This window comes from Ruminococcus sp. XPD3002 (assembly GCA_900119535.1).
GTDB classification, from domain to species: Bacteria; Bacillota; Clostridia; order Oscillospirales; family Ruminococcaceae; genus Ruminococcus; species Ruminococcus flavefaciens_H.
Genome location: FPJT01000003.1, coordinates 277,475 through 302,174, shown reverse-complemented (window position 1 = coordinate 302,174; position 24,700 = coordinate 277,475). Strand labels below are relative to the sequence as shown.

The 24,700-nt window shown below is 45.8% G+C and carries 18 protein-coding genes and 1 tRNA gene; 3 read left to right on the top strand and 16 right to left on the bottom strand.

The window, feature by feature from the left end; all coding sequences use genetic code 11:
* Positions 1–13: 13 nt before the first annotated feature.
* From BT127_RS04285 to BT127_RS17410, 7 genes are all read right to left on the bottom strand, one after another.
* Positions 14–1,219, bottom strand: a complete 1,206-nt coding sequence (locus BT127_RS04285; RefSeq protein WP_075423789.1) for an RtcB family protein — start codon at positions 1,217–1,219, stop codon at positions 14–16.
* Between the two features lie 296 nt (positions 1,220–1,515).
* Positions 1,516–2,706, bottom strand: a complete 1,191-nt coding sequence (locus tag BT127_RS04280) for an MFS transporter (RefSeq protein ID WP_075423788.1) — start codon at positions 2,704–2,706, stop codon at positions 1,516–1,518.
* Positions 2,703–3,452, bottom strand: coding sequence for a CDP-alcohol phosphatidyltransferase family protein (locus tag BT127_RS04275; protein ID WP_082334888.1), 750 nt, complete (start codon positions 3,450–3,452; stop codon positions 2,703–2,705). The genes BT127_RS04280 and BT127_RS04275 overlap by 4 nt, the downstream gene beginning before the upstream one ends.
* Before the next feature lie 14 nt (positions 3,453–3,466).
* On the bottom strand, positions 3,467–4,066 hold the full coding sequence (locus BT127_RS04270) for a 5' nucleotidase, NT5C type (protein ID WP_075423787.1): 600 nt from the start codon (positions 4,064–4,066) through the stop codon (positions 3,467–3,469).
* Entirely contained in the window at positions 4,063–6,693 is a 2,631-nt protein-coding gene (locus BT127_RS04265; RefSeq protein ID WP_075423786.1) for an AMP-binding protein, read from the bottom strand. The genes BT127_RS04270 and BT127_RS04265 overlap by 4 nt, the downstream gene beginning before the upstream one ends.
* A gap of 63 nt (positions 6,694–6,756) precedes the next feature.
* Complete coding sequence (locus tag BT127_RS04260) at positions 6,757–7,836, bottom strand: NAD/NADP octopine/nopaline dehydrogenase family protein (RefSeq protein WP_075423785.1); 1,080 nt, start codon at positions 7,834–7,836, stop codon at positions 6,757–6,759.
* 1 nt (position 7,837) lies between these two features.
* Positions 7,838–9,652, bottom strand: coding sequence for an aminotransferase class I/II-fold pyridoxal phosphate-dependent enzyme (locus tag BT127_RS17410; protein WP_075423784.1), 1,815 nt, complete (start codon positions 9,650–9,652; stop codon positions 7,838–7,840).
* Positions 9,653–10,094: 442 nt separating this feature from the next.
* Between BT127_RS17410 and BT127_RS04245 the strand changes: the two genes are divergently transcribed.
* Genes BT127_RS04245 through BT127_RS04235 form a run of 3 tightly spaced genes read left to right on the top strand, consistent with a single transcriptional unit; the run spans position 10,095 to position 12,711 of the window.
* Positions 10,095–10,667, top strand: coding sequence for an RNA polymerase sigma factor (locus tag BT127_RS04245; protein ID WP_075423782.1), 573 nt, complete (start codon positions 10,095–10,097; stop codon positions 10,665–10,667).
* Between the two features lie 2 nt (positions 10,668–10,669).
* On the top strand, positions 10,670–11,521 hold the full coding sequence (locus tag BT127_RS04240; protein ID WP_075423781.1) for a hypothetical protein: 852 nt from the start codon (positions 10,670–10,672) through the stop codon (positions 11,519–11,521).
* A gap of 2 nt (positions 11,522–11,523) precedes the next feature.
* Entirely contained in the window at positions 11,524–12,711 is a 1,188-nt protein-coding gene (locus tag BT127_RS04235; RefSeq protein WP_075423780.1) for a hypothetical protein, read from the top strand.
* Positions 12,712–12,863: 152 nt separating this feature from the next.
* Here BT127_RS04235 and BT127_RS04230 read toward each other — a convergent pair.
* From BT127_RS04230 to BT127_RS04180, 9 genes are all read right to left on the bottom strand, one after another.
* Positions 12,864–12,940, bottom strand: a tRNA-Arg gene (locus tag BT127_RS04230).
* A gap of 248 nt (positions 12,941–13,188) precedes the next feature.
* Positions 13,189–15,498, bottom strand: coding sequence for an MFS transporter (locus tag BT127_RS04225; protein ID WP_075423779.1), 2,310 nt, complete (start codon positions 15,496–15,498; stop codon positions 13,189–13,191).
* Positions 15,470–16,399 (bottom strand): ABC transporter ATP-binding protein, encoded by a 930-nt coding sequence (locus BT127_RS04220; protein ID WP_075423778.1) that lies wholly within the window; start codon positions 16,397–16,399, stop codon positions 15,470–15,472. The genes BT127_RS04225 and BT127_RS04220 overlap by 29 nt, the downstream gene beginning before the upstream one ends.
* The gene (locus BT127_RS04215; RefSeq protein WP_075423777.1) at positions 16,396–16,773 is read right to left on the bottom strand and encodes a GntR family transcriptional regulator; all 378 of its coding nucleotides are present in this window, start codon (positions 16,771–16,773) and stop codon (positions 16,396–16,398) included. Before BT127_RS04215 ends, BT127_RS04220 begins: the two co-directional genes overlap by 4 nt.
* 210 nt (positions 16,774–16,983) lie before the next feature.
* Positions 16,984–19,857: a beta-glucanase gene (bglS, locus tag BT127_RS17405; protein ID WP_502687135.1), complete on the bottom strand. Its 2,874-nt coding sequence runs from the start codon at positions 19,855–19,857 to the stop codon at positions 16,984–16,986.
* A 204-nt stretch (positions 19,858–20,061) separates the two neighbouring features.
* Complete coding sequence (locus BT127_RS04195; protein ID WP_075423776.1) at positions 20,062–20,814, bottom strand: helix-turn-helix domain-containing protein; 753 nt, start codon at positions 20,812–20,814, stop codon at positions 20,062–20,064.
* A 163-nt stretch (positions 20,815–20,977) separates the two neighbouring features.
* A complete protein-coding gene (locus BT127_RS04190; RefSeq protein WP_075423775.1) occupies positions 20,978–22,882 on the bottom strand; it encodes a dockerin type I domain-containing protein in 1,905 nt (634 codons plus the stop codon).
* Between the two features lie 379 nt (positions 22,883–23,261).
* The gene (locus BT127_RS04185; protein ID WP_075423774.1) at positions 23,262–23,657 is read right to left on the bottom strand and encodes a pyridoxamine 5'-phosphate oxidase family protein; all 396 of its coding nucleotides are present in this window, start codon (positions 23,655–23,657) and stop codon (positions 23,262–23,264) included.
* A 99-nt stretch (positions 23,658–23,756) separates the two neighbouring features.
* Complete coding sequence (locus tag BT127_RS04180) at positions 23,757–24,560, bottom strand: TIGR02452 family protein (protein ID WP_075423773.1); 804 nt, start codon at positions 24,558–24,560, stop codon at positions 23,757–23,759.
* Positions 24,561–24,700 lie beyond the last annotated feature (140 nt).

Genomic DNA, 24,700 nt, shown 5'->3' with positions numbered 1-24,700 from the left:
TATTGTTTACAGCTTATTCCTCGCCTGCCTTGAAGTTGTATATCGGCTTGATGACCTCGTTTATCTCCACTGTATCACCGATATTATCCACAATATCCTCCATTGACTTATATGCCATCGGACACTCGTCCAGAGTCTGTGCATTTACCGATGTAGTGTAGATACCGTCCATCTGCTTTTTGAACTCGGACACCGTAAAGCTCTGCTTCGCCTGTGAACGGGACATAAGTCTTCCTGCACCGTGCGGCGCTGAGCAGTTCCAGTCGGGAGCACCCTTGCCTGTACAGATAAGACTGCCGTCACGCATATTTATTGGTATCAGGAGCTTCTCACCTGCCTGTGCGGATACTGCACCCTTTCGCAGTGTCATTGTATCGGTATCGATGTAATTGTGTATGGTTGTGAACTGCTCAGTAACGTGCAGATGCATACCCTTGATGATCTCGTCCATCATTGCCTGACGGTTCAGCATTGCGAACTCCTGAACGATTTTCATATCGTGGATATACATGTCAAAGAGTTCGCCCTCGCAGTAGGCAAGGTGCTTCGGAACATCTGTTGTTTTGGTATTTTCAAGCTTTTTAAGCTCTGACTGTATCTGCCTGTGCTTTCCCTCTGCTTTTAGCTTTGCAATAAGTTCGTTTATCTCTTTGTCGGAGCTTTTGTTGAGCCTTCTGTAAGCCTCATTCTGGTAATATTTTGCTACTTCAACTCCGAGATGACGGGAGCCCGAGTGGATAACGATGTATATGCTTCCGTCCTCACCCTTATCAGCTTCGATGAAGTGATTTCCGCCGCCGAGAGTACCGATACTCTTTTCCGCACGAAGGGGATCAATGTGCGGATAGCAGAAAAGTCCGGTGAGATCAATTTTTCCGTTATAGCGGTGGGGTTTTTCACGAATGGCAAAGCCCGAAGGTATCTTCTCGTAAATGAGTTTATCAAGCTTTTGCAGTTCAATGTGTTTTTCCTTCAGTTTTACGGTCTCCATTCCGCAGCCTATATCAACGCCTACGAGATTCGGGATTATCTTGTCCGTTATGGTCATGGTAGTACCTACGGTACAGCCTGAACCTGCGTGAACATCGGGCATTATACGTATTTTTGAGCCTGCGCTCATCGGCTGGTTGCAGAATGATATTATCTGAGCGACAGCATCCTGTTCGATAACATCCGTAAAGACCTTAGCTGAGTTATATTTTCCTTTTAATTCTATCATGGTCTTTCCTTTCCGAGCTGCCCCCGTATACAGACAAAAAAAGCACTCCCGCAGGAGTGCATTCGCTTTTCATATACGCAAAATCAGCACATGGCTGAGCTTACGGGGCAAACTCCATGCTTGCATAAATTATTATTTGATTTCGGCATCTTGTGTGTATAGCTGATAAATGTCATGGTGTTCACCATCCTTTCGTAGAATATGGGATTATTATAAACCTATATGCGGATTTTGTCAAGCATAAAGAGAAATTGTAACTGAAATGTAACTCTGCACTGATATGGATAAGCTCATTATCAGGCAGTTTTCTTTCTTTCCGTCGGGAAACATCCGAAGAACAATGCTGCTGCAAGCATGATGATAATTGCCGTCAGTTTTGCGGGAACTACCGTGAAGCCGTTCCTTTCACACAGCCAGCTTATGGCAGCTGTGACCATGAAGCCGATGAGTGTTGCTTCGGTCATTGTCCTGTTATAGCGCTGAACGAGACCGCGCTCGGGTTCAGCGGAATTTACATAGTAACGGCTGCCCGAGAGAAAGATACTGTTTCCTGCACCGCTCAGGACTGCTGCAATAGTCAGCAGAATGGGGGAACTGCTTTTCAGTATCATGATAAGTGCGAGAGCCAGAGCGATAGACAATGGCGCCGCCCATTGCAGTTTCCATAGCTTCATTGCAGGTATCAGAGCTATTACAGCTGCCGAAACGAGAACTGTTCCCGCAAGGAAAAGACTGCTTGTCAGCGCATAATTTTCAACGAGCAGGTAGTCCTTCATTGTGTAGGCAACGGAAGTCATAAGAACGTTCGTGGCGCAGGACATCATGAAGCTGTAGAGCATAACTATGTTATCCTTGTCCTTAAGCGAAAGGGAGGAGTGACGGACAGCTGAAGCTTCGGCGGTTTTACGTACAGCGACAGAAGATGATATATAGCTGCTGCTCACAGGCAGATAGCATATCAGCAGCAGACCGACAGCGATACACATGCACATCAATGATGAACCTTCAAAGAGAGAGAAGAAGAGAGGACCTATGATGTATCCTGCCATCTGATAGGTCAGCAGGATGCGGACGTTCTTTTCCTTTTCTTCGGGTGCAGTATCGCCTGATATGAAAACGTCGAATACATTGTACAGGAAATTAAGTGCGAAACCGGTAATGCAGAACATGGCTGTATATGCTGCGAAATTCTTTACCATGAACATCGAGGCGAAGGACATGCAGAATATGAAAGACATACCGACAGTTACAATGCTCTTTTTCAGTCCCTTTGTCCATTCTGTTGAGCGCAGCATACGAGTTGAAGCCATGATGCCGAACATAGTGAACAGAGCGTTGAAAAACAGCGAGAGCGAGACGAGTGTTTCCTTGTTCTCAGGGTAGTAGCTGTCAAAAAACATCTGTGAAACGATGTTTCTCATGCCTGCCGAAATTATGGAGGTGTAGAGGTACATCAGATCACGGACGAGATGCTTCTGCACGATCATCTTCCCTCCTTCTTGAGTCTGAAGAACAGCGTGAACGCCATTCTGCATATCTCAGCGGCTGCACCGATAAGCATTGGTATCATTATGATATCGAGGAGCATGATCGGGAACGAGCCGATGTGGAAGAGGGTTACAGGTCCGAGGATCATGTTGAGTACAGCCACGATTATGTATGTAAGGTGTATCTCAAAGGGACCGAATGGCGGAAAGGGGAACTCGTTGTAGATCATTATGTAGTGCATTGTGCAGAGCATATGTATTCCGTAGAGCGGCGCACCGAAAGCGGCAAATTCAAGGTGTCCGTAGGATGAGAGACCGATGAACAGCAGAGTGAATGTGCATACAAGGGTATCGGACATGATATCGTAAAAGCCTCCGCGGAGCGATTTCTGATTACGTGTACGTGCCATATATCCGTCAAGGTTGTCGCATACGATGTGAATGAGAAGACCGACTATTGCGCCGATGAAGAACAGCTTTGAGAACGTGCCGAGGAAGAAACACACCGAACCGAGAAGTCCTGCGATGATACCGAAGGTAGTTACAACGTTGGGATGTACGGTCTCGGGTATGAGATAGGCGAACTTGTAGTTGAAGTCCGCAAACTTTCTCTCCAGCAGGCTCGGAACTGTCTTAAGCGGTGCATTCTTTGCGCCCGACTGGTCAGGTCTTATGCTCTCTGCCTTTTTCTTTTCAGCCTTTTCCTGTTTCTTTCTGAGTTTTTCTTCTTTTTTATTATCGCTCATGATAATATGCTCCTTTATATTATATTCTGGTCCCTGAGATACCTTTCGGCTTCATCCCAGTTTTTTACTCTTATAAGGTTTTCGGATACCGCCTTGCGGTTATAGGGTGCATCAAAGAGAAGCACCTTTATACCGTTTCCTGCAAGTGTCATGGCAGTATCGGGATTATCCTCCATCATTATGTCAATGCCGTGCTTAAGGCAGAAGCTCAGCTTTTCCTGAGCCGCTCTGTGCTCATCGCAGAGCAGAAGCCTGTCATAGCAGAAACCGTTCCTGCTGAGCCATTTTTTCAGCGCATTGTAACTGTATCTGCCGAGGGGAGAATGCTGAAGTGCGAACTTTCGTGCAGTTATCTGCCATATCGTGTTTCCGCTGTTTTTCAGCTCTTTGTATACCTTTGCCGAATTCGGGTAAGGGGGGAACTTCCTGCAATAGTATGGCAGGAACCACCTCATTCCGAACAGCAGTACGGGTATCCCGTCCACGCCGAACATCTCCTCTATCGTATAGCCCGAGGGTTCAACAGGCTTCTTCCTGAAGAAGCGCTGTCCGTATTTCAGCATGAACTTGTGCGTATTGAGCAGAACTCCGTCAACATCTATTCCTATATTCATCCCTTATCAGCTCCTGTTCCGTCTCTCAGTGCCTCAACTGCGGACCGCAGTTTCTGCGTCAGCGTATCAGGGGTATCGTCCTTCTGCGGGTATATGGGTTCACCGAAGAATATCCGCAGTGGCAGACGCTTATGTGTGTCCGAGTCATGTATTCTCGGAAGAAGTCTGTCCGCAGGGTAAATGCGGTATGCTCCGTCTATATAGACGGGAACGAGAGGAACTCCCGTATCTATGGAAAGTCCCGCAACGCCCTTCTTGAATTCGCCCATTGAGCCGTCCCTTGTACGTGTTCCCTCGGGGTGAACGAGGAACTGTCTGTCAGCCTTTCTGATGACCTTGACAGCTTGTTCGAGGGCAGGTGCAGGGTTGCCGCTCCGGTCTATAGGAATGCCGCCGAGTATACGTATCATCTTTCGTGATACTGCGTTGTCGAGGTGTTCCTGCTTTGCAAGGCAGGCGAGAGCGGTGCAGTAAAGGTGCTTTCGCAGTGCAGTCATTACCCACAGACCGTCAAGGTGACTTTCGTGGTTCGGACAGAAGATATAGTGACCATCAGGCCGCAGGTTCTCGGTACCGAAAGCCTTTATGTCATACACCTTATCCGAAAGGCGCATGAAAGCGTCAAGGAGGAAGATGTCCGAGGAATTGCGTTTCAGCGGATAATTGCGGACGTCCGTCTTTTTGCCGGCGGCACGGCGGACAGGTGAGCATCCGCTGATACCGACGATATTGATAAGGTCCTGAACTGTACGTACATTGTCGAGCCGGTCCATGAAGTCGGTACCGTAAACTGTCTGTAATTCCGAACAAATCTCGAACATGGTTATCGAGTCTATGAAAAGCTCCTCGGTTATGAGGGAATCGGGAGTTACGGCAGTACCTTCGGGGACATACTTGCTTATGATACTGCAAACGCCCTCTGTGAATGTGGGGTAGTCCTTTGTCTCGGCACGAAGGGTACATGGAAGAATGATATCCTCGTCAGGTTCGTTCAGAGCAGACTCGGCTGTCTGACGGAGCCTGAAACGCTGTATCTTGCCGAGAGTAGTTCGGGGAAGTTCGGGGATACACATTATATCAGCGAGCCTGTAAAGACTTCCTGCGGACTCTGAGCGGCTCCTGAGCGTTTCTTTCAGTTTAACAATCTCCTGACTTTCGGGCTTGTCGGTCTCGATGAAGAGCACGAGTCGTTCCGTATCCATATAGTCGTCGGGAACTCCGCAGCAGGCAACAGGGATATCGCCGCAAAGAGCCTGATAGTAGCTGTCAACATCCGGTGCCGAGACCTTGTTGCCGTTACTGAGCTGAATAGTCTCCTTGCGCCTTCCTGTGATGTAGAGGTAGCCTTCCTCGTCGATATAGCCGAGGTCGCCTGTTTTGAGATATCCGTCCTCTGTGAAGGCGTTCTTTGTGCTTTCGGGATCGCGGAAATAGCCGTTCATCATGAGTTCCGATCTTACAAGTATCTCATCGTTTTCGATGCGGATATCGATGAATGGGAACTGATGTACATTTCCTGCGCCCTTGTTCGGATAGTTGTCCCTCATGGACGAAGCGGTTATCGGGAAGGAAGCTTCAGTCGAGCCGTAGGCGTTGAGGAATTCTATGCCGAGATCGAGGAAAAAGTCAACAGTCTCCTGATCGCAGGGTGCAGCGCCGCAGCCGAGTATGATGATACGGCTTCCAAGTGCCTGCGAGTAGAAAGGTCTCGTCAGGAAACGGAGCCTGATGCCTGTTTTTTTGCGTACTGCCGAGGTGATGCCCTTACATGCACTGAAAGCAGTTCTCACAGGTGCAGGACGCTTTTCTATCTCTGCCAGCATCTTTTTGTGTATGGTCTCGTACACCTTCGGTATCATTATCATGTGCGTCGGCTGATAGACCTTAAGGCCGAGGGTGAGTCCTGCCGCTGTCAGCTCGGGTACAAATCCCATTTCGGCACCGAGTGTAAGGTTGATGTGGAGCATCGTGAAGCCTGCAACGTGGGAGAGGGGGAGTATCTGGAGAAAATGCGGCGAATTATCAACATAGTTGCCGTATGAGATACCTGCCTTATGTGCGTAGAATATGGACTGGTATGTAACTTCAACGCCCTTGACGCTTCCTGTCGTTCCCGATGAAAAGAGTATGGCGATGATGTCCTTATTGCAGGGCAGCTTTGAGATACTGCGTTTTTTCAGTTTGCCGTTCAGCGGTACCATAGGTGATCTTCCTGAAATAAGCCTGAATACGGGTATATGTTCCGTCAGCTCCCTGCCGAGTTTTCCGCAGAGGTCATCAGTTGTTATCACAGCCGAGGGTTCGGTCAGCCGCAGCAGACGTTTCTGTTCAGCCTCGGGCAGCAGTACGTCAGGTATCACGGCAGTATAGCCGAGATATGCGAGCGCAAGGAGAGTTACCGCCATGTCAGCCGAAGGTCTTGTCAATACAGCGATGCGCTCTCCGGGACGGATGCCGCTGTGTTCAAGTACGCGCCTGATATGCTCCGTCATTTTCTGAAGCTTGCGGTATGTGTACCGACGCTGTTCGTTTTCGTTTATGCAGTTTACAATAGCAGTCTTGCCGGGAGTGCGGGCAAAAACCCTGTCCATTTTCTTCCGGTAATCCTGCTGTCCGTATGTCTTCATCAGACTTGCCTCCTGTTTTATATGCAAATAAGCTCCGCTTGCTGTGCGGAGCGGAAGTCTCGCTCATAAAGAGTAGAAAGCGAGGAAATCAGCGGTATCACTGATACCGTAGTCTTCGTATCTGAACATGTCTGTTTCTTTTTTTATTCCGTCATACCATGCGAGGACGCTTTCAAGGTTCGGTATATCTGTTCCTGCGAAATGTGCTATCTGTACTATAGCAGAAAGACCGTAGGAAAAATCAGCTGTGAAGTACCTTGAATGAAGATCGGGGATAAATCCCTTTTCCGTGCGGACAGAGGGTGTTCCGAGTCCCTTGAACGCCTTTATGCTGCGTATTTTCTCTGTGAGCTGATGCGGAGTCGGACTCTCGTAATGCTCTCTCAGGGATCTGACTCCCGAGAGGTCGAACGCAGGCAGTGAGCGGCATATCTTCCTGACCTCCTCATCGCAGCGGAAGAGCAGTTCGGAAGTCTCATCGTCCCATTCCTCGTAGAAGAGCGGAAGTCTGTCGTATACCATTCCCTCGTGGTAATCACGGAATATCGTCATAAGGCGAGTGGTATGGAGTACGGGGTTTGAGGGAGTCATAGTGAGCGCGAGCATTGAGGGTACCGCCTTGCAGGGGATATCGAATATCCCTTCCACGAATGAAGCACAGCGTTCCGCCTCTGAAGAAGGGATAGCTGCTGCGTGGAGCTCCGACCTGTAACCGACGGAGCGTACTATGCTGCCTTTCTTTACGAGTCTTGCCACAGCAGGAACACGTTCGATGCAGAAGAATGTGTTTCCCTTTCCGATACATTTGCGGAATGCACATTCACTTCCTCCGTTGCCTGGGACTACACCTATAAGAGTGTTATTTCCGCAGTAGGTGTAAACCTGATCTGCGGCTTTTTTCATAAGGTTTGAGGGAAAGGTCACGAACACGGCATCAGCGTCGGAAAGAGTCTTTTCGGGATCGGCTGATGCGAAGTCTATACTTCCTGAAAGAGTGACATTTCCGTTCTCATCCACTGCGGTGAGGCACTTTTCAAATACCTCGGGTGCGGAGGTCAGTATCCTTACATTATGACCTTTTGCGGCGCAGTGTACGGCGAACTGTGTTCCGATATTTCCGCCGCCTATTATCGTTATCACCATATCATTCTTCCTCCGTCAGGACTCTGAGTGCAGATATCAGCCTGTCGTTATCATGCTGATCGCGGACTGCTATGCGTATATACCGACCGTTCTTCATTTTCTTTGAAAGGTCTTTGATAAGTATTGAGTGTTTCAGAAGCAGGTATTTGGTCAGCTGATGAGCAGTCATGCCGTTTGTGATCTCCGCCATGAAGTAGTTTGCCTGCGAGTCGATAATACGCAGTACTCCTGTCTCTGTGAGTGCGGCGGCAAAGCGTCTGCGCTCCTCACGGAAGAGTCGGAGAGCTTCTGTATAGTCACTGTTGTATTTCTCTGCTATCTGCATGTAGAATTCAGCGAAGGAGTTGATGTTCCAGATAGCAACATCCTTCTTCATAGCAGATATTGTTTCGGTATCTCCCGAAGCGAGTATACCCAGACGAAGTCCGGGAACTCCGTAGGACTTGGATATGCTCTTCATCACATAAAGATGCCTGTTTTCACTGAGTATATCCTGATCGATGAGGGTAGCATTTTCCTCGTCTGCAAAGTCAACGAAGGATTCGTCGATAACAAGACGGATATCACGTTCAGCGCTCCATTTCACGAGCCTGAGCATATCCTTTTTCGGTATGTAGCTGCCTGAGGGGTTATCGGGATTTACGACAACAAGTGTTCGTATATCCTTATCCTCAAAGAAGGACATAAGGTCATCGGCAGTATATGAGAGGTCGGGATCATCGGGGAAGAACGAGACCGACTCATCTTTGCTGTATCTGTTCGGGTATTCTTCAAATGTCGGACGCATAAAGCCCGTCCTGCCGCTTATGTTCTCCATAAGGGACTTTATCAGTTCCGCTGCACCGTTGCCCACGATGATATTCTCCTGAGCAACGCCGAAGTTCTTTGCCGCAAGAAGTGAGTTTACGCCCATGCCCGAGGGGTACTGTGTGAGGAGAGTCTCGAAGCTTGCCTTGATCTCATCGATGAGCTTCTGCGGCGGGAAATATGGGTTCACCAGATAACAGAAGTCGAGGAGCTGTGGGTATCTCCAGTAGCCGCCGTACCTTGAAGTTACAAGGCTGACTCTTGTATCCTCGTCGGGAGCGAACATTGATGCGGCGATATCAAGGTCCTGTATATCGTCTATCTCGTACCAGAGCTGTCCGTTCAGGCGCTTTGCCTTGATGACAGGATCATCGAGCATAGTGATGACTTTGAGGACCTGTTCATAGTACTGGTTGTTTCCGAGGGCAGCACAGTAGGCTTCAAGGAAGGGAACATAGTGCGTCTCAGAAAAATGACGGCTGAATTTGTAGATATTCACCGTCTTGTAGTAACTTCTGATCTTGTTGAAGCGGAACCTGTCCTTTGTCACGAAGGCTTCGATATTATCGTCCTCGTCGAGCTTAACGCAGGTGCCGTCCATCCAGCTCTCGTACTTGTCAACGAGAGCGAGTGTATCCCTCGGATCCTCCAGCAGAAGATCTATTACCTCATCCTCGAATATCAGGTCTGATTCAAAGAGAAGTGTATCATCGCTGCAAAGGTGTTTCTTTGCCAGTGCGAGGGAGTATATATTGTTCGTCTTGTAGTAGACTGGGTTCTCGATGTATTCTATCGGAGTCTTTATGCCGAGGGTTGAGATGTAGCTTATAAGTTCCTCCGCCATATAACCGACAACTATAACTATCCTTGAAAGGGATTTCTTTTCAAGCTGGTGAAGCATTCTGTCGATGAGGGAAACTCCGTTGACCTTCACCATACATTTTGTATTGCTGCGAGTAAGTCCCTTCAGTCTTTTTCCCATACCGGCAGCAAGTATAACAGCCTGCATCAGATCACTCCATTCTGTAAGCGTGTCCGGCAAAAACGATCTTTTGAGTTTTTGCCTCTGTAACGCCCTGTTTTTTTGCCACTAAACAGTATAGCATAATCGAATGATGCGTGTCAATCCAAATTGACCTTTTTTAGGACGAAAAGCAGTAATTTGGCTATTTTTGTAATGATAGACAAAAAAGGCGGAGATAATGCTGACAGAATACACCGATATTTCAGATTATTAATATATTTGTACGCTGCTATGTCAGCGGAAAACTTGTTTTTTCAGTCGGACTGTGGTATAATACTGATCGTATTTCAAGACTTTCTGACGAAGTGGTTCGCTGTCAGGAAAAGCAAGAAAAATCAAGAGAAAGCTGATGGAAAATTATTGTCCACTTTAGTTCGGAAGGAGCGATTATGATTATGAACATGTTCAAAAGGAGTGAAAAAGGAATATGACTGACATTCAGCTCAGGGAGCTTATGAAAGACTCTCCTGATACATGGCAGCGTATATTATATGATGAATACTGTGCCTATGTCTATGCGATAGCTGCAAATAAACTCAGGTCCTGCGGAACTGCCGAGGATATCGAGGAATGTGTGGCAGATATCTTTATTGACGTATTCCGTTCACTGCGTTCCGGAAAAAAATACAGCGGCGACATTAAAGGGATAATATCCACTATCGCAAAAAGAAGGTCCATTGACCTGTTCAGGAAGCTTTCGCTGAAAAACAACAGGATAATACCGATCGAAGAACTTGCACCGAATGAAGAACCTTCCGATAACGGGCTTGAAAGCGCTTCCGAGCGCAAGGAGCTGAAAAGGATTCTTTTTGACTGCGTGAAAAAACTCGGAGATCCCGATTCTTCCATTATAATGAGTCATTATTACTACGGCAGAACGGCGAAAGAGATAGCTTCCGAACTTAACATGACGTCGGTATCGGTTCAGAAAAGGATGCAGCGAGCAAGAAAAAAACTGAAAGACCTGCTTTGTAAAGCAGGAGTAGATGCGGAGTGGTGAAAATGAAGATCGAAGAATTATTCAAAGACGATGTATCGGAAATGTCTGAAAACGTCCCTGATACAGCTTTTTCCGACGAGATAAGGGAAAGGATATATTCACGTATAGAGCGAAAGTTAGCTTCTCAGCAGGACGGATCATCAGATAACAGCAGTGTTTCGGGCGTTGAGAAGTACAGAAAGCCGATATTGACAAAATTCATCGGAGTTTCCGTTTCAGTTGCCGCAGCCGCTGTTGTTGTTATGGGTTCACTGTCATTCTATGGCAGCAGACATAACACAGTCAACAATATAAAACCGGTCCTGAATTCACTTGATGATTCCGACCGTCCTGCTGCTGCAAGAATGCTTGCCGAAGAATTCGACTCGGTTTCGGACTATTTAAAAGGCGGAGCCGCTTCAGACAGCAGCGTAAGATATTTCTATCAGTACAGTTCACGTTCTCCCGAATGGCAGGGAGAGGATGTGGCTTATTATCTGACAGACGGCGACCGTTTTAACAGCTTTGCGGAAATATATGATGCTCTCCGTGAAACTGTCAGCGACGAGTACTTCGACAGGCTCAAAGAAAGCGAAAGTCCATATATCGGTACGAGTATAGATGAAGCGTTCAACGGGAACGAAAATTCATCTGCTCCTGTCCTTATCGAATACAACGGTAAACTCTACACAAGAGAAGGAAATACCGACAATACTGCGGAAACTCTTTCAGAGCCGCAGATATTCGATAGCAGCAGTCATGATTTTTCTGCTTATGTCGATAAGGATAGGGAATATGTATTCGATTTTGTTTGGGACGGTACACAATGGAAGATCGATGATATCAGGCTCAATTCAGATGCAAGAAAGGATTAACTATGAATAAATTAATATCAGTTTCAGCAGCACTTGTTATAATGGTGTCATGCATATGTGCTTCATCCTGCGGCAGACAGACAGGATTCAGCATTGAAGAAAATCAGGCAATGAATACAGAAAGCGTTACGGAAGAACAGCTTACCGCAAATTTAAGCGAGAGCACCGTGACAGAGACCTCCGCTGCGGAGTCCGAACCTGTGGACTTAAGCGGTATTACCGACCATTATACGTCTGAAGAAATAAAACTGCCCGAAGATATTGATTACATTTACGAGATCACAAATGTCGGCGGCAATGAGTTCAGATTAGCATACGATGCAGGTTTTGAGGAAGGATTAAAAGAATACTATACCGACAGGGATATCAGCAATTTTACATTCGTTGAAACAGAAGTACCGCAGGAATGCGGTTCGGTTGATTTTTATGTTGCTATGAATGATATGGAAACAATTTCGGACGGCTGTATCATCTACCTGCTGCAGGATCACGGCGGTATCAAAGCTCCCGACGAATTTGACGAGAATTTCGACTATGCAAGCTATAACAAAAATTGCAAAAAAACGTATATCATGGCTGAATACAAGGACGGAAAAGTTGTAAGAACTATCCCGCTTAAGTTCGCTGAGGGTACTGAAGGAGATAATCTGATGCAGGTCGCCGATTTTGAAGATCAGATGCTGTATATAGGTGCAGGTGAACTCTATAGTATAAACAAGGCTGACGGTTCTGTAAACAGGATAGCAGATCTTACGGAAGGTGTATCTCCTGAGGTGATCGAAAATTATTGTTTCGAGTCCTATATCCTGAAAGGACGTGACGGCGATCCGTATATCGCATATACAGATACCGAAAGCGGTGAAGAAGGAGTGTATAAGATACGCAAGGTAGAAGGTGATTCGCTTTCGGATTCATTCTTCACTTTTAAGATCGACGTATTTTTCCCTGTAGCAGGTTACGGAAAATATCAGTTCATTGTATACGGGGATAATTATGTATCAGGCATTTGTGACGACGGAAGCATGGAAACCATAATCGATCTGAAAAAATCAGGACTTCCCGAAATGAACCTTTGCGCTCTCGGAAACGGCGAGTTCCTCGGATACTATAATATAGGGGAGGAGGCAGTAGATGCAACCCATGAGCCGCATCTTGTAAAGCTTACTCCTGTTTACGACTCGGAACAGTAACAATGTAAGAGTGGAAAAGGGGATAATACTGATTTAAAAATGCAAGCCATAGTATTTCTGATAATGCTTCGGAAGTACTATGGCTTTTTGTATATCATAAAAAAGCGGTCCGTAAAAAACGAACCGCAAGCTGTAAGCGCCGTATTCAGCGCTGGCGTCCCAAAGAGGAGTCGAACCTCCGGCCTACTGCTTAGGAGGCAGTCGCTCTATCCTACTGAGCTATTGGGACACAACATATATATTTTACCACAAATCAGAAAAAAAAGCAACAGGAGGGAATATATTTTGTTCATTTAACTATTTTGCAGTATAAAAGTACAGGGACGACTTTGCTGATGTACTCATACGGAAGTTTTATGTAATATCGGGGGGAGTCCCTCTGAATGGAGATATTCCCTGATAAATACACATAAACGTCTATTTGAATACTGTATTAAAGCCGTCCCTGAAAGGATGAAGTTTATTAAACCGAAAAAATCAATATACCTTTTGCGGCATCGGATTGCCGTAGCTGTCATAGCCGTAGTAATTGTTATACTGTACGAGTTCTTCCTCGGGGATGAGGTCGAGGGACTCTACAGCCTTATCGAATATCTCACGGTTGCCCGGTCTGTCGGGTACATAGAGTATAGTTCCGAAGTTATTATAATTGATGACAGCGAGTGGCTTTTCACCGATGATTATTGGAGTAGCTATTTTCATGAGTTCTTTGAATTCGTCAGTATCATAGAGTCTGTAAAGGTATCCGCCTCTTGTACCGATTTGTCCGCTGCTCATGCTGCACATTGAATCAACTGAGTTTTCGCTGCGATAATTGTCCTCTTCATAATAATATCTGCCGTAGTCAATGAAGTATCCTGATGAATGGGGATCGCTATAGAAATATTTCTCATATGTAACTATACCTGGTTCGTCGAGAATTTCAACATTGGATACAGAGTAGCGGTCGAACATATTCTTAGCGTTGAAATCAATGAATTCCACGTTCATCTTGTCAAGAACTGCAAGAGTATTTCTGAAGGAAGAAAGTACGAACGCACCGCTTACATATCCGAGGAATTCGCTGTTTTTAAGGCCATCTTCGGTTATCTCCATAAGGTCCTTCTTGTAAGCTTCATAAAGCTCAACTGCCTCATCCTTGGTGATGTTGTAGTATTTGCTGTCGGAGTAGACCTTATCTTCTACAAGGAGCTGTGTGTTCTTCATGTATTTCAGAGCGTCGGACTTGTTTGATACAATATAATCCGATTTAGTATTTGCGATACTTAAAAGCATCTGTTCCGAACGGTATTCTGCATTTTCCTCGCAGGTCATTTTCTTCAGCATAAGGTCGGATATCATATATGAAGGTATCTGATAGTATCTTTCGATAGTTGAACCGCTCTTTGTGCAGTAGGAGATATTAATGGTTGTCTGGTCGATGATCTGACTTGTGCCTGATACGGGTTTATATTCGTAGTTGTTTCTGTTATTGTAGTGGCCAACTATATCTTTATGTAAAGCTATTACAGAATCGATAACTTCCTTGTCTGAGAAGGTTATGTCAGAACCGTAATAGTCACGTGAATAGTAGTCGTTATTCTCGATTTTGACGCATGAGATGCTGTTTGCGGAAGGTATCTTGTTAACTGCACCGAAGCCGTTTGTAGCTTTGCAGAGTCCGATAAAACCAAAGGATGCTGCAACCGTGATGCCGAAGCTTACGATAGCTGTCCAGAACTTCTTGAAGCCTCGTCTTGTGATGACTTCCATTATGAACCAGAAGATAGCAACTACTATTACAGCTGCGAGAGGATTGCCGTCTACAGCAAGCATAAGTGAAAGGATGCAGAAAAGTGCAGCTGACATGATGCCGTAGAAGAACACCTTTGAGATGTAAGGCTTTGCAACGTCCTCAGCCTTTCTTCTGCTGTAGATAACGAAAGCGATGCAGAGGTAAATAACTGTGAAAATAAGTGCCATTGCGAGCCAGCGTATATATAAAGAGTGGTAATACTCGGGAGTGTAAACGGAGATAGAATCGTAAATGTTTCTCTGTACGAAGCCGTCTTCAAGGTATTTGCCGAAGAACATGGCAGAACCTATCGGGCTTGTTCCGAACATGGGATTGCCGTGGAAAACAGCGGTGTCGATAAGTCCGAATCCGTTGTTTCTTACTATAGTCAGCCATATACATGCGATAACAGCGGGAATGATACCGTTAACAGCTGCAACGCTGAATATAGCCTCGAAAGTACTTCCGCAGAAGGTTATTGCAAGTACGGCAAGAGTATACAGCATCAGCATACCGATAACAACTATGAAGCCTGATACGAACAGATGCGGTATCATAACAGATATTTCTTCGATAACGTGTACGAACTGAGAACCTATGCCGTAAACCACCAGTGCAAGCAGGATTCCTACAACAAGGGGGACGAAGTAAACAAAGAGTCCCGAGAGGTAATCTGCGGAAAAGCGCTGTTTATTGTTCAGCGGCAGAGAGTAGTTCATATCGACGATGGACTTTGTATACAGGTATCTGAAATGGAAAAGTGCAATAACGATACCCATAGCGATATAAAGAATAAGTGCGATAACGGCGATCATGACGAAAGCAGCGCTTCCGTTCGTATAGATCTGATGCTGCTGATTGTAGCTCTCCACGAGGACTGCGATGACGCCCATAGGGAGTCCGAGGACATTCAGGAAAACACTTACCCAAAACAGTCTTGAGCTGTCTTTAAGATCATTGCTGAACCTAACAGCAAACATATTTTTATTCTTCGTTGATGTTGTTGCTGTCATAGCCAAGCACCTCCAGTTCATAGATAAATATTTCTTCAAGTGTAAGCGGGATTATTTCAAGAAGGACGGGCTTTTTAGAACCGAAAACAGCTCTTATAACATCTTCGTCGCCCTTTGCGATTATGTAGTAAATACTCTGCGATCTTTCAAAATGGAGTATCTGAAGCTCATCTGAATTGAAGTCCTCAGCCTTGTATTCGGGGATATTACCGTTTTCGTCCTTGCGGAATACCACCTGTATCTTGTGTACGCTGCCCTTGACATCGTCGATATCGCGCGAGAATACTATCTTTCCGTTGTGGATGAGAGCGGCAGTATCGCAGACCTCGTTTATCTCCTTAAGGTTGTGTGAGGAGATGATAGTGGTAAGCTCTCTGTCAAGCATAGCGTCAACGAGCATTTTCTTTACGATGATACGCATTGTAGGATCAAGACCGTCGAATGCTTCATCAAGGAGGAGATAGTCGGTGCAGCAGGCGAGACCGATAATAACGATAGCCTGACGCTTCATGCCCTTTGAGAAGGTGTTTATCTTCTTATCAAGGGGAAGGTCCACTTTTTTCCTGAGAGTCTCGAAAATCTCATCGGAGAAGTTCGGGTAGTAGGATCTATAGTAGTCCTTAAGCTTTTTGAGGGTGAATCCTCCGAACTGAACGGTCTCGTCATTGATGAAAAAGACCTTCTGTTTCATCTCTGGATCATCGAAAACGGACTTTCCGTCGATGAGTACCTCGCCTGAATCGGGGGAGTAGATACCTGAGAGAAGGCGGAGTATAGTGGATTTACCTGCGCCGTTAGAGCCGAGAAGTCCGAAAGCGACGCCCTTGTCTATTTTCAGGTCGATGCCGTCGAGTGCGGTATATTCATCGAATTTTTTTACAGTGTTTTTTAGTTCTATCATATCTTATTCTCCTTTCCGAAAGCTGAACCGAGAGTATCAAGACGGTCTTTCAGTTCAGAAGTGGTGATACCACGATCGAGTGCTTCGTTTACGGCACTGTCGAAGTCTTCAAGCACCTTTGCCCGAAACTCGTCATTGTCCTGAGCTGAGATAAAGCTTCCTCTTCCCGGAACGGAATAGATTATCTTATTGCGTTCGAGTTCCTGATAGGCTTTTGCGACTGTATTGGGATTGACTCCTGTGGATTTTGCGAGGCTGCGTACACTGGGCAGCTGGTCGTTTTCTTTCAGAGTACCGTTGAGGATCAGACCAATGATTTTTTCGTAGATCTGCTCATAAATGGGGATTCTGCTTGTAAGGTCGATTGAGAACATAGTGCAGCTCCTTTCTGTAGAATGTGTACTATATCACGTAATACAGTTATTACAGTTATATGATAACACGTATTACAGTGTTTGTCAAGGGCTTTTTTTATTTTTCTGAAAAAATTTTTCCCGCAGACAGGTGAGTGTATGAGACATAAAAAAACGACGCACAGTTAAGAAACTGTGCGCCGCAATGATAAAAGGAGTTGATGTCTTACATTATTTTTTCTTGTAAGTTACCCATTCATAATATGCTGTAAGAGGAGTATTTCCGTTGTAGTGAGCGAGCCACTCGTCAACACCGCGTCCCGGCCATGTGTTCATCATGATCTTGCCGGCTGTCTTAGGAATGTTGCTGTTTGCAGTGTAAACAGGCTTGCCGTCAACGTACCATGTGATGTGATCGGGCTGCCAGTCGAAGCCGAATCTGTGGAACTCCTTAGATGAATCGAATCCGAGGTCGTACATGTACTCGTGACCGCCCTGACCGTTGGTGTAGTAGTTGAACTGTACCTTTGTAGTGTCCTTACCGAGGATCTCGATGTCTATCTCGTCCCAGGGGTTATTATCGGAAGGTCCTGTGTAGGTGAAGAATGAGGAAACAACACCGTCATTCTTGATAGCCTTCATGGAAGTCTCGTAGTAGCCGTAGTGGTAGAAATCTGTAGTTCTGTACTCGGCACCTGCATAGTTGTACTTGCCTGTTTTGTCCTTGTCAATAGAGAGAGTCAGGCAGCCTGTGTCGAGGGAAGTCTGGGACTTGTACCAGCCGCAGTCGAATGGATCGCCGTTCTCCCAGCCGTCGGAAGCGATGAATGTAGGAGTTGAACCCTTTCTGAAATCAGCTACGAGGTTTGCAGTAGCGTCCATGTAGTCTGTACCGGACTGCTGATTGTTGTTATTGTTATTGTTCTGGTTAGGATCGGGCTGCTGCCACTGTTCCCAGGGGTTCTGCTGCTGGTTGTTGTTGTTCTGGTTGGGATCGGGCTGCTGCCACTGTTCCCACGGATTCTGCTGCTGCTGATTATTGTTGTTGTTATTGTTGTTTGATGAACCGCTCTTCTTGTATGTTACCCACTCGTAGTAAGCTGTGAGAGGAGTATTGCCGTTGTAGTGAGCGAGCCACTCGTCAACGCCGCGTCCCGGCCATGTGTTCATCATGATCTTGCCTGCTGTCTTTGGAATGTTGCTGTTTGCAGTGTAAACAGGCTTGCCGTCAACGTACCATGTGATGTGGTCAGGCTGCCAGTCGAAGCCGAATCTGTGGAACTCCTTGGATGAATCGAATCCGAGGTCGTACATGTACTCGTGACCGCCCTGACCGTTGGTGTAGTAGTTGAACTGTACCTTTGTAGTGTCCTTACCGAGGATCTCGATGTCTATCTCGTCCCAGGGGTTATTATCGGAAGGTCCTGTGTAAGTGAAGAATGAGGAAACAACACCGTCATTCTTGATAGCCTTCATGGAAGTCTCATAGTAGCCGTAGTGGTAGAAATCTGTAGTTCTGTACTCGGCACCTGCGTAGTTGTACTTGCCTGTTTTGTCCTTGTCGATAGAGAGAGTCAGGCAGCCTGTGTCGAGGGAAGTCTGGGACTTGTACCAGCCGCAGTCGAAAGGATCGCCGTTCTCCCAGCCGTCGGAAGCGATGAATGTTGGAGTTGAACCCTTTCTGAAGTCAGCTACGAGGTCTGCTGTAGCATCCATGTAGTCTGTGCCTGACTGCTGATTGTTGTTATTATTGTTGTTGTTGTTGTTGTTCTGGTTTGGATCCGGCTGCTGCCACTGTTCCCAGGGATTAGGCTGGTTGTTATTGTTGTTGTTGTTGTTGTTGTTGTTCTGGTTGGGATCGGGCTGCTGCCACTGTTCCCATGGATTAGGCTGGTTGTTATTATTGTTGTTATTGTTGTTATTGTTGTTGTTGTTGTTGTTGTTGCCGTTTGCAGGTCCCGACTGGTTGTAAGTTACCCACTGATAACGTGCTGTAAGAGGTGTATTGCCGTTGTAGTGGTTGAGCCAGCCGTCAACGCCGCGTCCCGGCCATGTGTTCATCATTATCTTGCCTGCGGTCGTGGGGATATTGCTGTTTGCAGTGTAAACAGGCTTGCCGTCAACGTACCATGTGATGTGGTCGGGCTGCCAGTCGAAGCCGTAGGTATGATAACCCTCGGAAGCATCGAAGCCGAGATCGTACATGAACTCGTGTTTGCCCTGTCCCTGTGTATAGTAGTTGAACTGTACCTTTCTGGTATCCTTACCGAGGACTTCGATATCTATCTCGTCCCACGGATTGTCATCAGAAGGACCTGTGTAGGTGAAGAATGAGGAAACAACGCCGTCATTCTTGATAGCCTGCATTGAAGTCTCGTAATAGCCATAGTGATAGAAGTCGTTTGTTCTGTACTCGGCACCTGCGTAGTTGTACTTGCCTGTTTTGTCCTTATCGATAGAGAGAGTCAGGCAGCCTGTGTCGAGAGAAGTCTGGGACTTGTACCAGCCACAGTCGAAAGGATCGCCGTTCTCCCAGCCGTCGGAAGCAATGAAATACTTCGATGAGCCGTCACGGAAATCCTCGACCATAGTAGCGTTTGCGTTCATAGCGGTACCATAGTCCTTGATATTTGAAGTGGGGTTAACAACAGGAGCAGCAGTAGTAACAGGAGCCGCTGTTGTAACGATCACTGTAGTTGTCTGAACCTGAACAGGCTGTGTGTAGACAACGGGAGGTGTCGTCTGCACGGGCTGATCGCCGTTTGCCTGACCAGGATTCATGTAAGATTCAGGGAGAACGGAGATGAGTTTTGCATCATAGCGCTGGAGGGTAAGCGAATCATTTGCTGTTATACCGTCGCCGTTGAGGTACACATCTGCGTTCACCAGTCCCTGAGGCTGGAGGGGGTATTTTTGAGAGTTCGCAAGGTACTGGAGGATGAGGAGAGCATCAGAAAGACCGACTTCCTTGTCAAGATTGGCATCGCCCCAGGCAGTTGCGCTCTGATCGGCAGCATTGGCGGAAAGACTTCCGCCGTAGGCTGCTGCTGATATCATGGTAAATGCAGCTAAAGCTGCAGCTAATTTTTTGAATGATTTTTTCATGCTGATTAGCCCCTTTCAGTTGGTATTGACAGCCGCTGAGTGCTTGCAATGCGGCATCGTTTTCAATATTTCCTATAATTATAATACCCGCAAGAGGAAAATAAGTATATTATATTATTGCTAAAAATAGCATAATCATGATGTATCAGCAGAAAAAAACAGCCGTCGGAGCGTTCCAACGGCTGTTAAAGTTATGTTTATTTGTTATTTCAGTTCGGGCATTATATGGCTCAGCTGATACTGTTTTTTGTATTCCTTCGGGGTTGAACCCGTGAATTTTTTGAACACTTTTATGAAGTGGCTCTGCGAACTGAAACAGAGCAGATTGCTTATTTCAAGGTCCGTATACTCGGTAAAGAGAAGGAGCGATGAAGCTTCTTCGATCTTAAGCTTGTTTACGTATTCGCTGAAAGCCATACCCGTTTCGTTCTTGAAAAGCCGTGAGAGGTAAGCAGAGCTTATCTTAAGATGCTCGGCAGCGTCTTCAAGGAGTATCCTGCTGTGAAGGCGTGTTATAATGTACTCGATAGCGTGGACTATCTGTTTTGAGCAGATGCCGCTGAGTTTTACGTTACGCATCTTATTGGTATAACCCTCGATCATTTCAAGGTGGATAGCGCGTATCTCTTTTTCGGTAGAAGCTTTATCGGTCTTATTTATATAATAGTCGCTGAGACTGTATGAATCCTCGGGAGTCATACCGCCGTTAATGCATGCACGGGCAATGAGTGCGGCAAGTACGATAAGGTGGTATTTAAGGTTTCTGAGGGGATCGTCGCTGAGGATACCGCATCCCTCAAAGAAGAGCGGCTGCATAAAGACCTTTACGAGCTCCATGTTACCTGAGCAGATACTCTCGTAGAAAGCGATCTCGCGATCGAAGGAAGTATGCTCGAAGTTTTCCTCGTGCTGAGAGAACAGATAGGAAGCGATACTTTTTTCATAGCTTTCATTCATAACGTCTCACCTCGGTATAATTAGTGGATTATCAATAACTGCCTTAAGACGGTTATTGAGCATATGTTTATTACATCACTATTATAACACAAAACCGCAGAAATTGCAATAAAAAGGCAAAAATTACATTTTTTACCGCTGATTGTAAAATATGGACGGCTTATCAGTTTTTATTTTCGGCAATGAGAGTACGCAGTGCAGCGATATCAAAGCTGTTTATTTTACCGTCTTCGTTTATGTCTCCCGAACCTGCAAGGGACTTTGTTTTGCAAAGCAGGAAATCGTTAAGGCAAATAAGGTCATTTTCGTCCGTATTTCCGTCCTTATTGACATCGCCCTTTATTTCAGTGCCGATACTGCTGAGGTCGACCTGAGCGAATTTTCCGTCCTCTGTACTGTATCTCCAGAGCGTATCATCGGTCCTTGTGAAATAGACAGATACCTTGTCCTGTTCCTCATTTATGTAGTTGAAAAGGTATCGCTTTACGTGGGTAATGGACTTTGTCTGTCCCAGAAGATTGAGGGTAAGAACATCATCATCTGTAATGATGTAATTTTTGATGACGTTCATCCTGTCGCCTCTTATGATGTTTAATCCGAGATAGAAAAAGTCGGAATCCTTATAGTAGGTCGGATTGTCCTTAAGCTCCACAACTTTACCGTTATCGGCAAGATGTGCTTTGCCGTCGAAGGTTATGTAAACGTCATCGTAGGAAGTATGGTCTGAATTGTAGCTTTGATTGTTCAGATAGTAGTGATAGCCTACAGATTCCACGTTCTCAGCGATTTTTTCCGCACTTTTGCTGCTGTATTTCCAGAGCACATCGTTTTCGTCGATATAAAAATTACCGAAACCGCTTTTAACGTTCATGATACCAGTATGATAATTGCCGTCCAGATCTATCATTTCTCCGCTGTTGTCCTCATATACGGTCGTACTGAATTTATTCGGGTTTTCGATGAAGCCTTTGAAATCATCGGTTATCAGGTATGTAGAATATTCACCGTCCGAGTAAGTAAGTCCGTATAGTTTATTATCTTCCGAGATCATACGTTGATTCTGTATATCGACTATCTCAGAGCCGTTATGGTTGACCTTATTATCGCCGAAATAAATGCTTCCGTCTGTTTTGATAACCAAGTTCCTGTATAATGTGGAACTACCGATCCATATTGCATCCTGCGCTGCTGTAACTATGTCATCATACTGCATAATAAACGAATCCATATGATCGTATTTGTAAAGCTTGTTATCTGATATTACTGCATTTCCGCCTAAGCTCGAGAGCGTATATTCGGGAAAATCTTCAAGTCCCGGTTTTTCTACTACCGAAGTTATGCTTACGGGATCTTTTCCTGTAAGCGGAGGATCTTCGGGAGTTGAGTCCACAACAGTTATTTTACCGCTGTGAATCTCCTTTCCGTTATAAGTCACGGTATAGGTGGACTCGCCTTCTTTATATCCGAAGGCTGAACATGCGGTGTCCTTTGATTTACGCAGGTTCAGAGCGCTGTCGCCTGATATCTCAATATTTACATCCTGTCCGAGGAAGAGTCCGATAGGTGAACCGCCGACAATAGCCTCGAAGTTCTTTTCAACAGTAACATCGTCCGTCCATTTAATGATATCGATTTTCTGCTGATCGGTTATCTGGTCCATATCGGAGATGTGCATACGTCTGAGGTCCATATCCTTTGCAAAGGATATATCGGTAATGGGAACTCCTGTAAGGTAAAGCTCCCTGATAGAATCCATTTCTGCAAGAAAAGAAAGATCGGTGAAATCACCGCCTCTGAGATCGAGACATTCAAGCTTTTTCATTTCTTTAAGGAATGACAGGTCGGAAATGTTTTCAAGATCAAATGATCCAAATACCGTGTTTTTGAATTCCTCTTCCGTAACGATGCCGTCGAGGTTTTCATCGGCAAAGCAGTATTCAATAAGCTGGTCGTAAACAGCTTTATCGAGTTTAACGGGGACAGCTGCGGAGTCTTCGGCTTTTGCAAAGGTAAATGGCATATTGGTGAGCATAGAGACTGCGGCAGCCAGTGATAATAGTTTTTTCATTAGATCCATCCTTTCAAAAATAAGATAAGACAATTATATCACGTCCGATATGGGATTTCAATGTTTATTTATGTACAAAAAAGCCTCCTGTATGCAATAACAGGAGGTTCAGCTTGTCAAAAAAGTATGGATTCATCAGGGAACGCCCTCTCTTGCAGGGCGTTCCCTCTTTCAAAACAGTCCACCGGACTGTTTTGAAATTCACCCTTTGCTGGGCGCTTCGTATCGCAGGGCTCTGCCCTGCACCTGCCAGAGGCGCCGCCTCTGGACTCCGCTAAAGGGATAGCATCCCTTTAGAATCCCCGAATTAATGGTTTCATTGTTTTTTTATGTACAAAAAGCCCCCTGTATGCAATAACAGGAGGCTGTAAAACTACATTCAGATAAGGGATTCGCCGTCGCCCATAACGTCGATATCAACTGCGGTAGCATTCTCGAGGTGGAAAGTCATCATTTTCTTGCCTGTTGTTTCGTTGTAGAGAGCTTTGAGCTCGGGAGCACCTGCCAGAATAGCATTTGCGTACTTTTCATCTGTTTCAAAAACAGCTTTTCCCGTATAGCGGAGCCAATGTCCGTTTGATTTGCAGGCAACTATCTCACAGAGAGGATTAGCCAGGAGCTGTTTGTAGACGTCCTTGAAATCGCCTATTCCGAATATGACCTTTTCATCCATATCAAGGTGTGCGCCGAGGGGACGGAGCTTAGGCTGGTTGCCGTCGGTAGTTGCAAGGAAGAATATTCCTGCCTCAGTAAGAAAATCGTTAATTTTGCTCATTAAAAGCACCTCCGTTATTATATTAGCACTGAATAACAGCGCCTGTTATTATTTTACATCATCAGTGGACTTTTGTCAAATCCTTTAAAATAGCATGTATCATTCGGGGAATGTATTGCGGAAGGCAAGGAAGTTCTTTCCGTCCTCGGGACCGTATATCGCAAAGCATACATCGCTGAAATACCTGCCGAGACCGTCATCGCAGAGTGCGGTCCTGAACGCCTTTGAAACGTCATCGGGAGAATTGCCGAAGGCACCGCATCCCCATGCACCGAGGATTAGTGAACGGTAGCCGTTTTCCACAGCGATACACAGCATTATGCGGATACGGCGGAGGATAGTCTCGTTTATCTTTTTGCCCGATGCGAATATTGCCGCACCTCTTTTATTGGGTGCAGGGAGAGTTATTACGCCGACGCTGAAAGGGGAGTCGGTAAGGTTGCATTTATGGTCCCTGAAAACGCATACATTGTCCGAAAGGAGCATATAGTCGGATTCAACAGCGTTGATGTGAGTGTTGTTGTATTTATACATTTCGGATGCGGCATCAGAGGAGATAGAAGCATAAAGTGTGCTGCACCTGCAAAGGGCTTCTTCCTGAGCGTTTGCACCGAGTCGGAATCCGCCGCCTACACTGTGAGCGTTGGCGAAATTCATTACAAGGGGATGTTCAAAGCGTGAAGCCGCCGCGTAGGAGTCCTCTGTAGTAACGGTTATGCTGCACATGTCTCCTGTTTTTTCTGCGGATGAATATTTTTCCAGCAGCTTTGCACCTGCATCGGGAGAATATACCTTTACAGCTTCCGGTTCGGAAGTTGTGAGCTTTATTGTTCTGCCGTCAAGCTGATACTGACCTGCCTTTGTGATCTCGATAGTTTCATTGGCGATCTTTATGTTGTTCATAGAAAAATCCCTCCTGTTTTATTGCTCCACTAACTAACTCTTGAAGAATTATGGCGCAGAACCGTAAGCGAAAGGCAAGGAAGAAAGGCACAGGAATACTGACGTATTGCAAGGCTTTCTGACGAAGTATTTCGCTTTCG

Bases quoted from the DNA above. Each gene is read 5' to 3' on its own strand.
- BT127_RS04285 (WP_075423789.1), bottom strand. From the start codon at position 1,219: ATGATAGAATTAAAAGGAAAATATAACTCAGCTAAGGTCTTTACGGAT.
- BT127_RS04280 (WP_075423788.1), bottom strand. From the start codon at position 2,706: ATGATCGTGCAGAAGCATCTCGTCCGTGATCTGATGTACCTCTACACC.
- BT127_RS04275 (WP_082334888.1), bottom strand. From the start codon at position 3,452: ATGAGCGATAATAAAAAAGAAGAAAAACTCAGAAAGAAACAGGAAAAG.
- BT127_RS04270 (WP_075423787.1), bottom strand. From the start codon at position 4,066: ATGAATATAGGAATAGATGTTGACGGAGTTCTGCTCAATACGCACAAG.
- BT127_RS04265 (WP_075423786.1), bottom strand. From the start codon at position 6,693: ATGAAGACATACGGACAGCAGGATTACCGGAAGAAAATGGACAGGGTT.
- BT127_RS04260 (WP_075423785.1), bottom strand. From the start codon at position 7,836: ATGGTGATAACGATAATAGGCGGCGGAAATATCGGAACACAGTTCGCC.
- BT127_RS17410 (WP_075423784.1), bottom strand. From the start codon at position 9,652: ATGCAGGCTGTTATACTTGCTGCCGGTATGGGAAAAAGACTGAAGGGA.
- BT127_RS04245 (WP_075423782.1), top strand. From the start codon at position 10,095: ATGACTGACATTCAGCTCAGGGAGCTTATGAAAGACTCTCCTGATACA.
- BT127_RS04240 (WP_075423781.1), top strand. From the start codon at position 10,670: ATGAAGATCGAAGAATTATTCAAAGACGATGTATCGGAAATGTCTGAA.
- BT127_RS04235 (WP_075423780.1), top strand. From the start codon at position 11,524: ATGAATAAATTAATATCAGTTTCAGCAGCACTTGTTATAATGGTGTCA.
- BT127_RS04225 (WP_075423779.1), bottom strand. From the start codon at position 15,498: ATGACAGCAACAACATCAACGAAGAATAAAAATATGTTTGCTGTTAGG.
- BT127_RS04220 (WP_075423778.1), bottom strand. From the start codon at position 16,399: ATGATAGAACTAAAAAACACTGTAAAAAAATTCGATGAATATACCGCA.
- BT127_RS04215 (WP_075423777.1), bottom strand. From the start codon at position 16,773: ATGTTCTCAATCGACCTTACAAGCAGAATCCCCATTTATGAGCAGATC.
- bglS (WP_502687135.1), bottom strand. From the start codon at position 19,857: ATGAAAAAATCATTCAAAAAATTAGCTGCAGCTTTAGCTGCATTTACC.
- BT127_RS04195 (WP_075423776.1), bottom strand. From the start codon at position 20,814: ATGAATGAAAGCTATGAAAAAAGTATCGCTTCCTATCTGTTCTCTCAG.
- BT127_RS04190 (WP_075423775.1), bottom strand. From the start codon at position 22,882: ATGAAAAAACTATTATCACTGGCTGCCGCAGTCTCTATGCTCACCAAT.
- BT127_RS04185 (WP_075423774.1), bottom strand. From the start codon at position 23,657: ATGAGCAAAATTAACGATTTTCTTACTGAGGCAGGAATATTCTTCCTT.
- BT127_RS04180 (WP_075423773.1), bottom strand. From the start codon at position 24,560: ATGAACAACATAAAGATCGCCAATGAAACTATCGAGATCACAAAGGCA.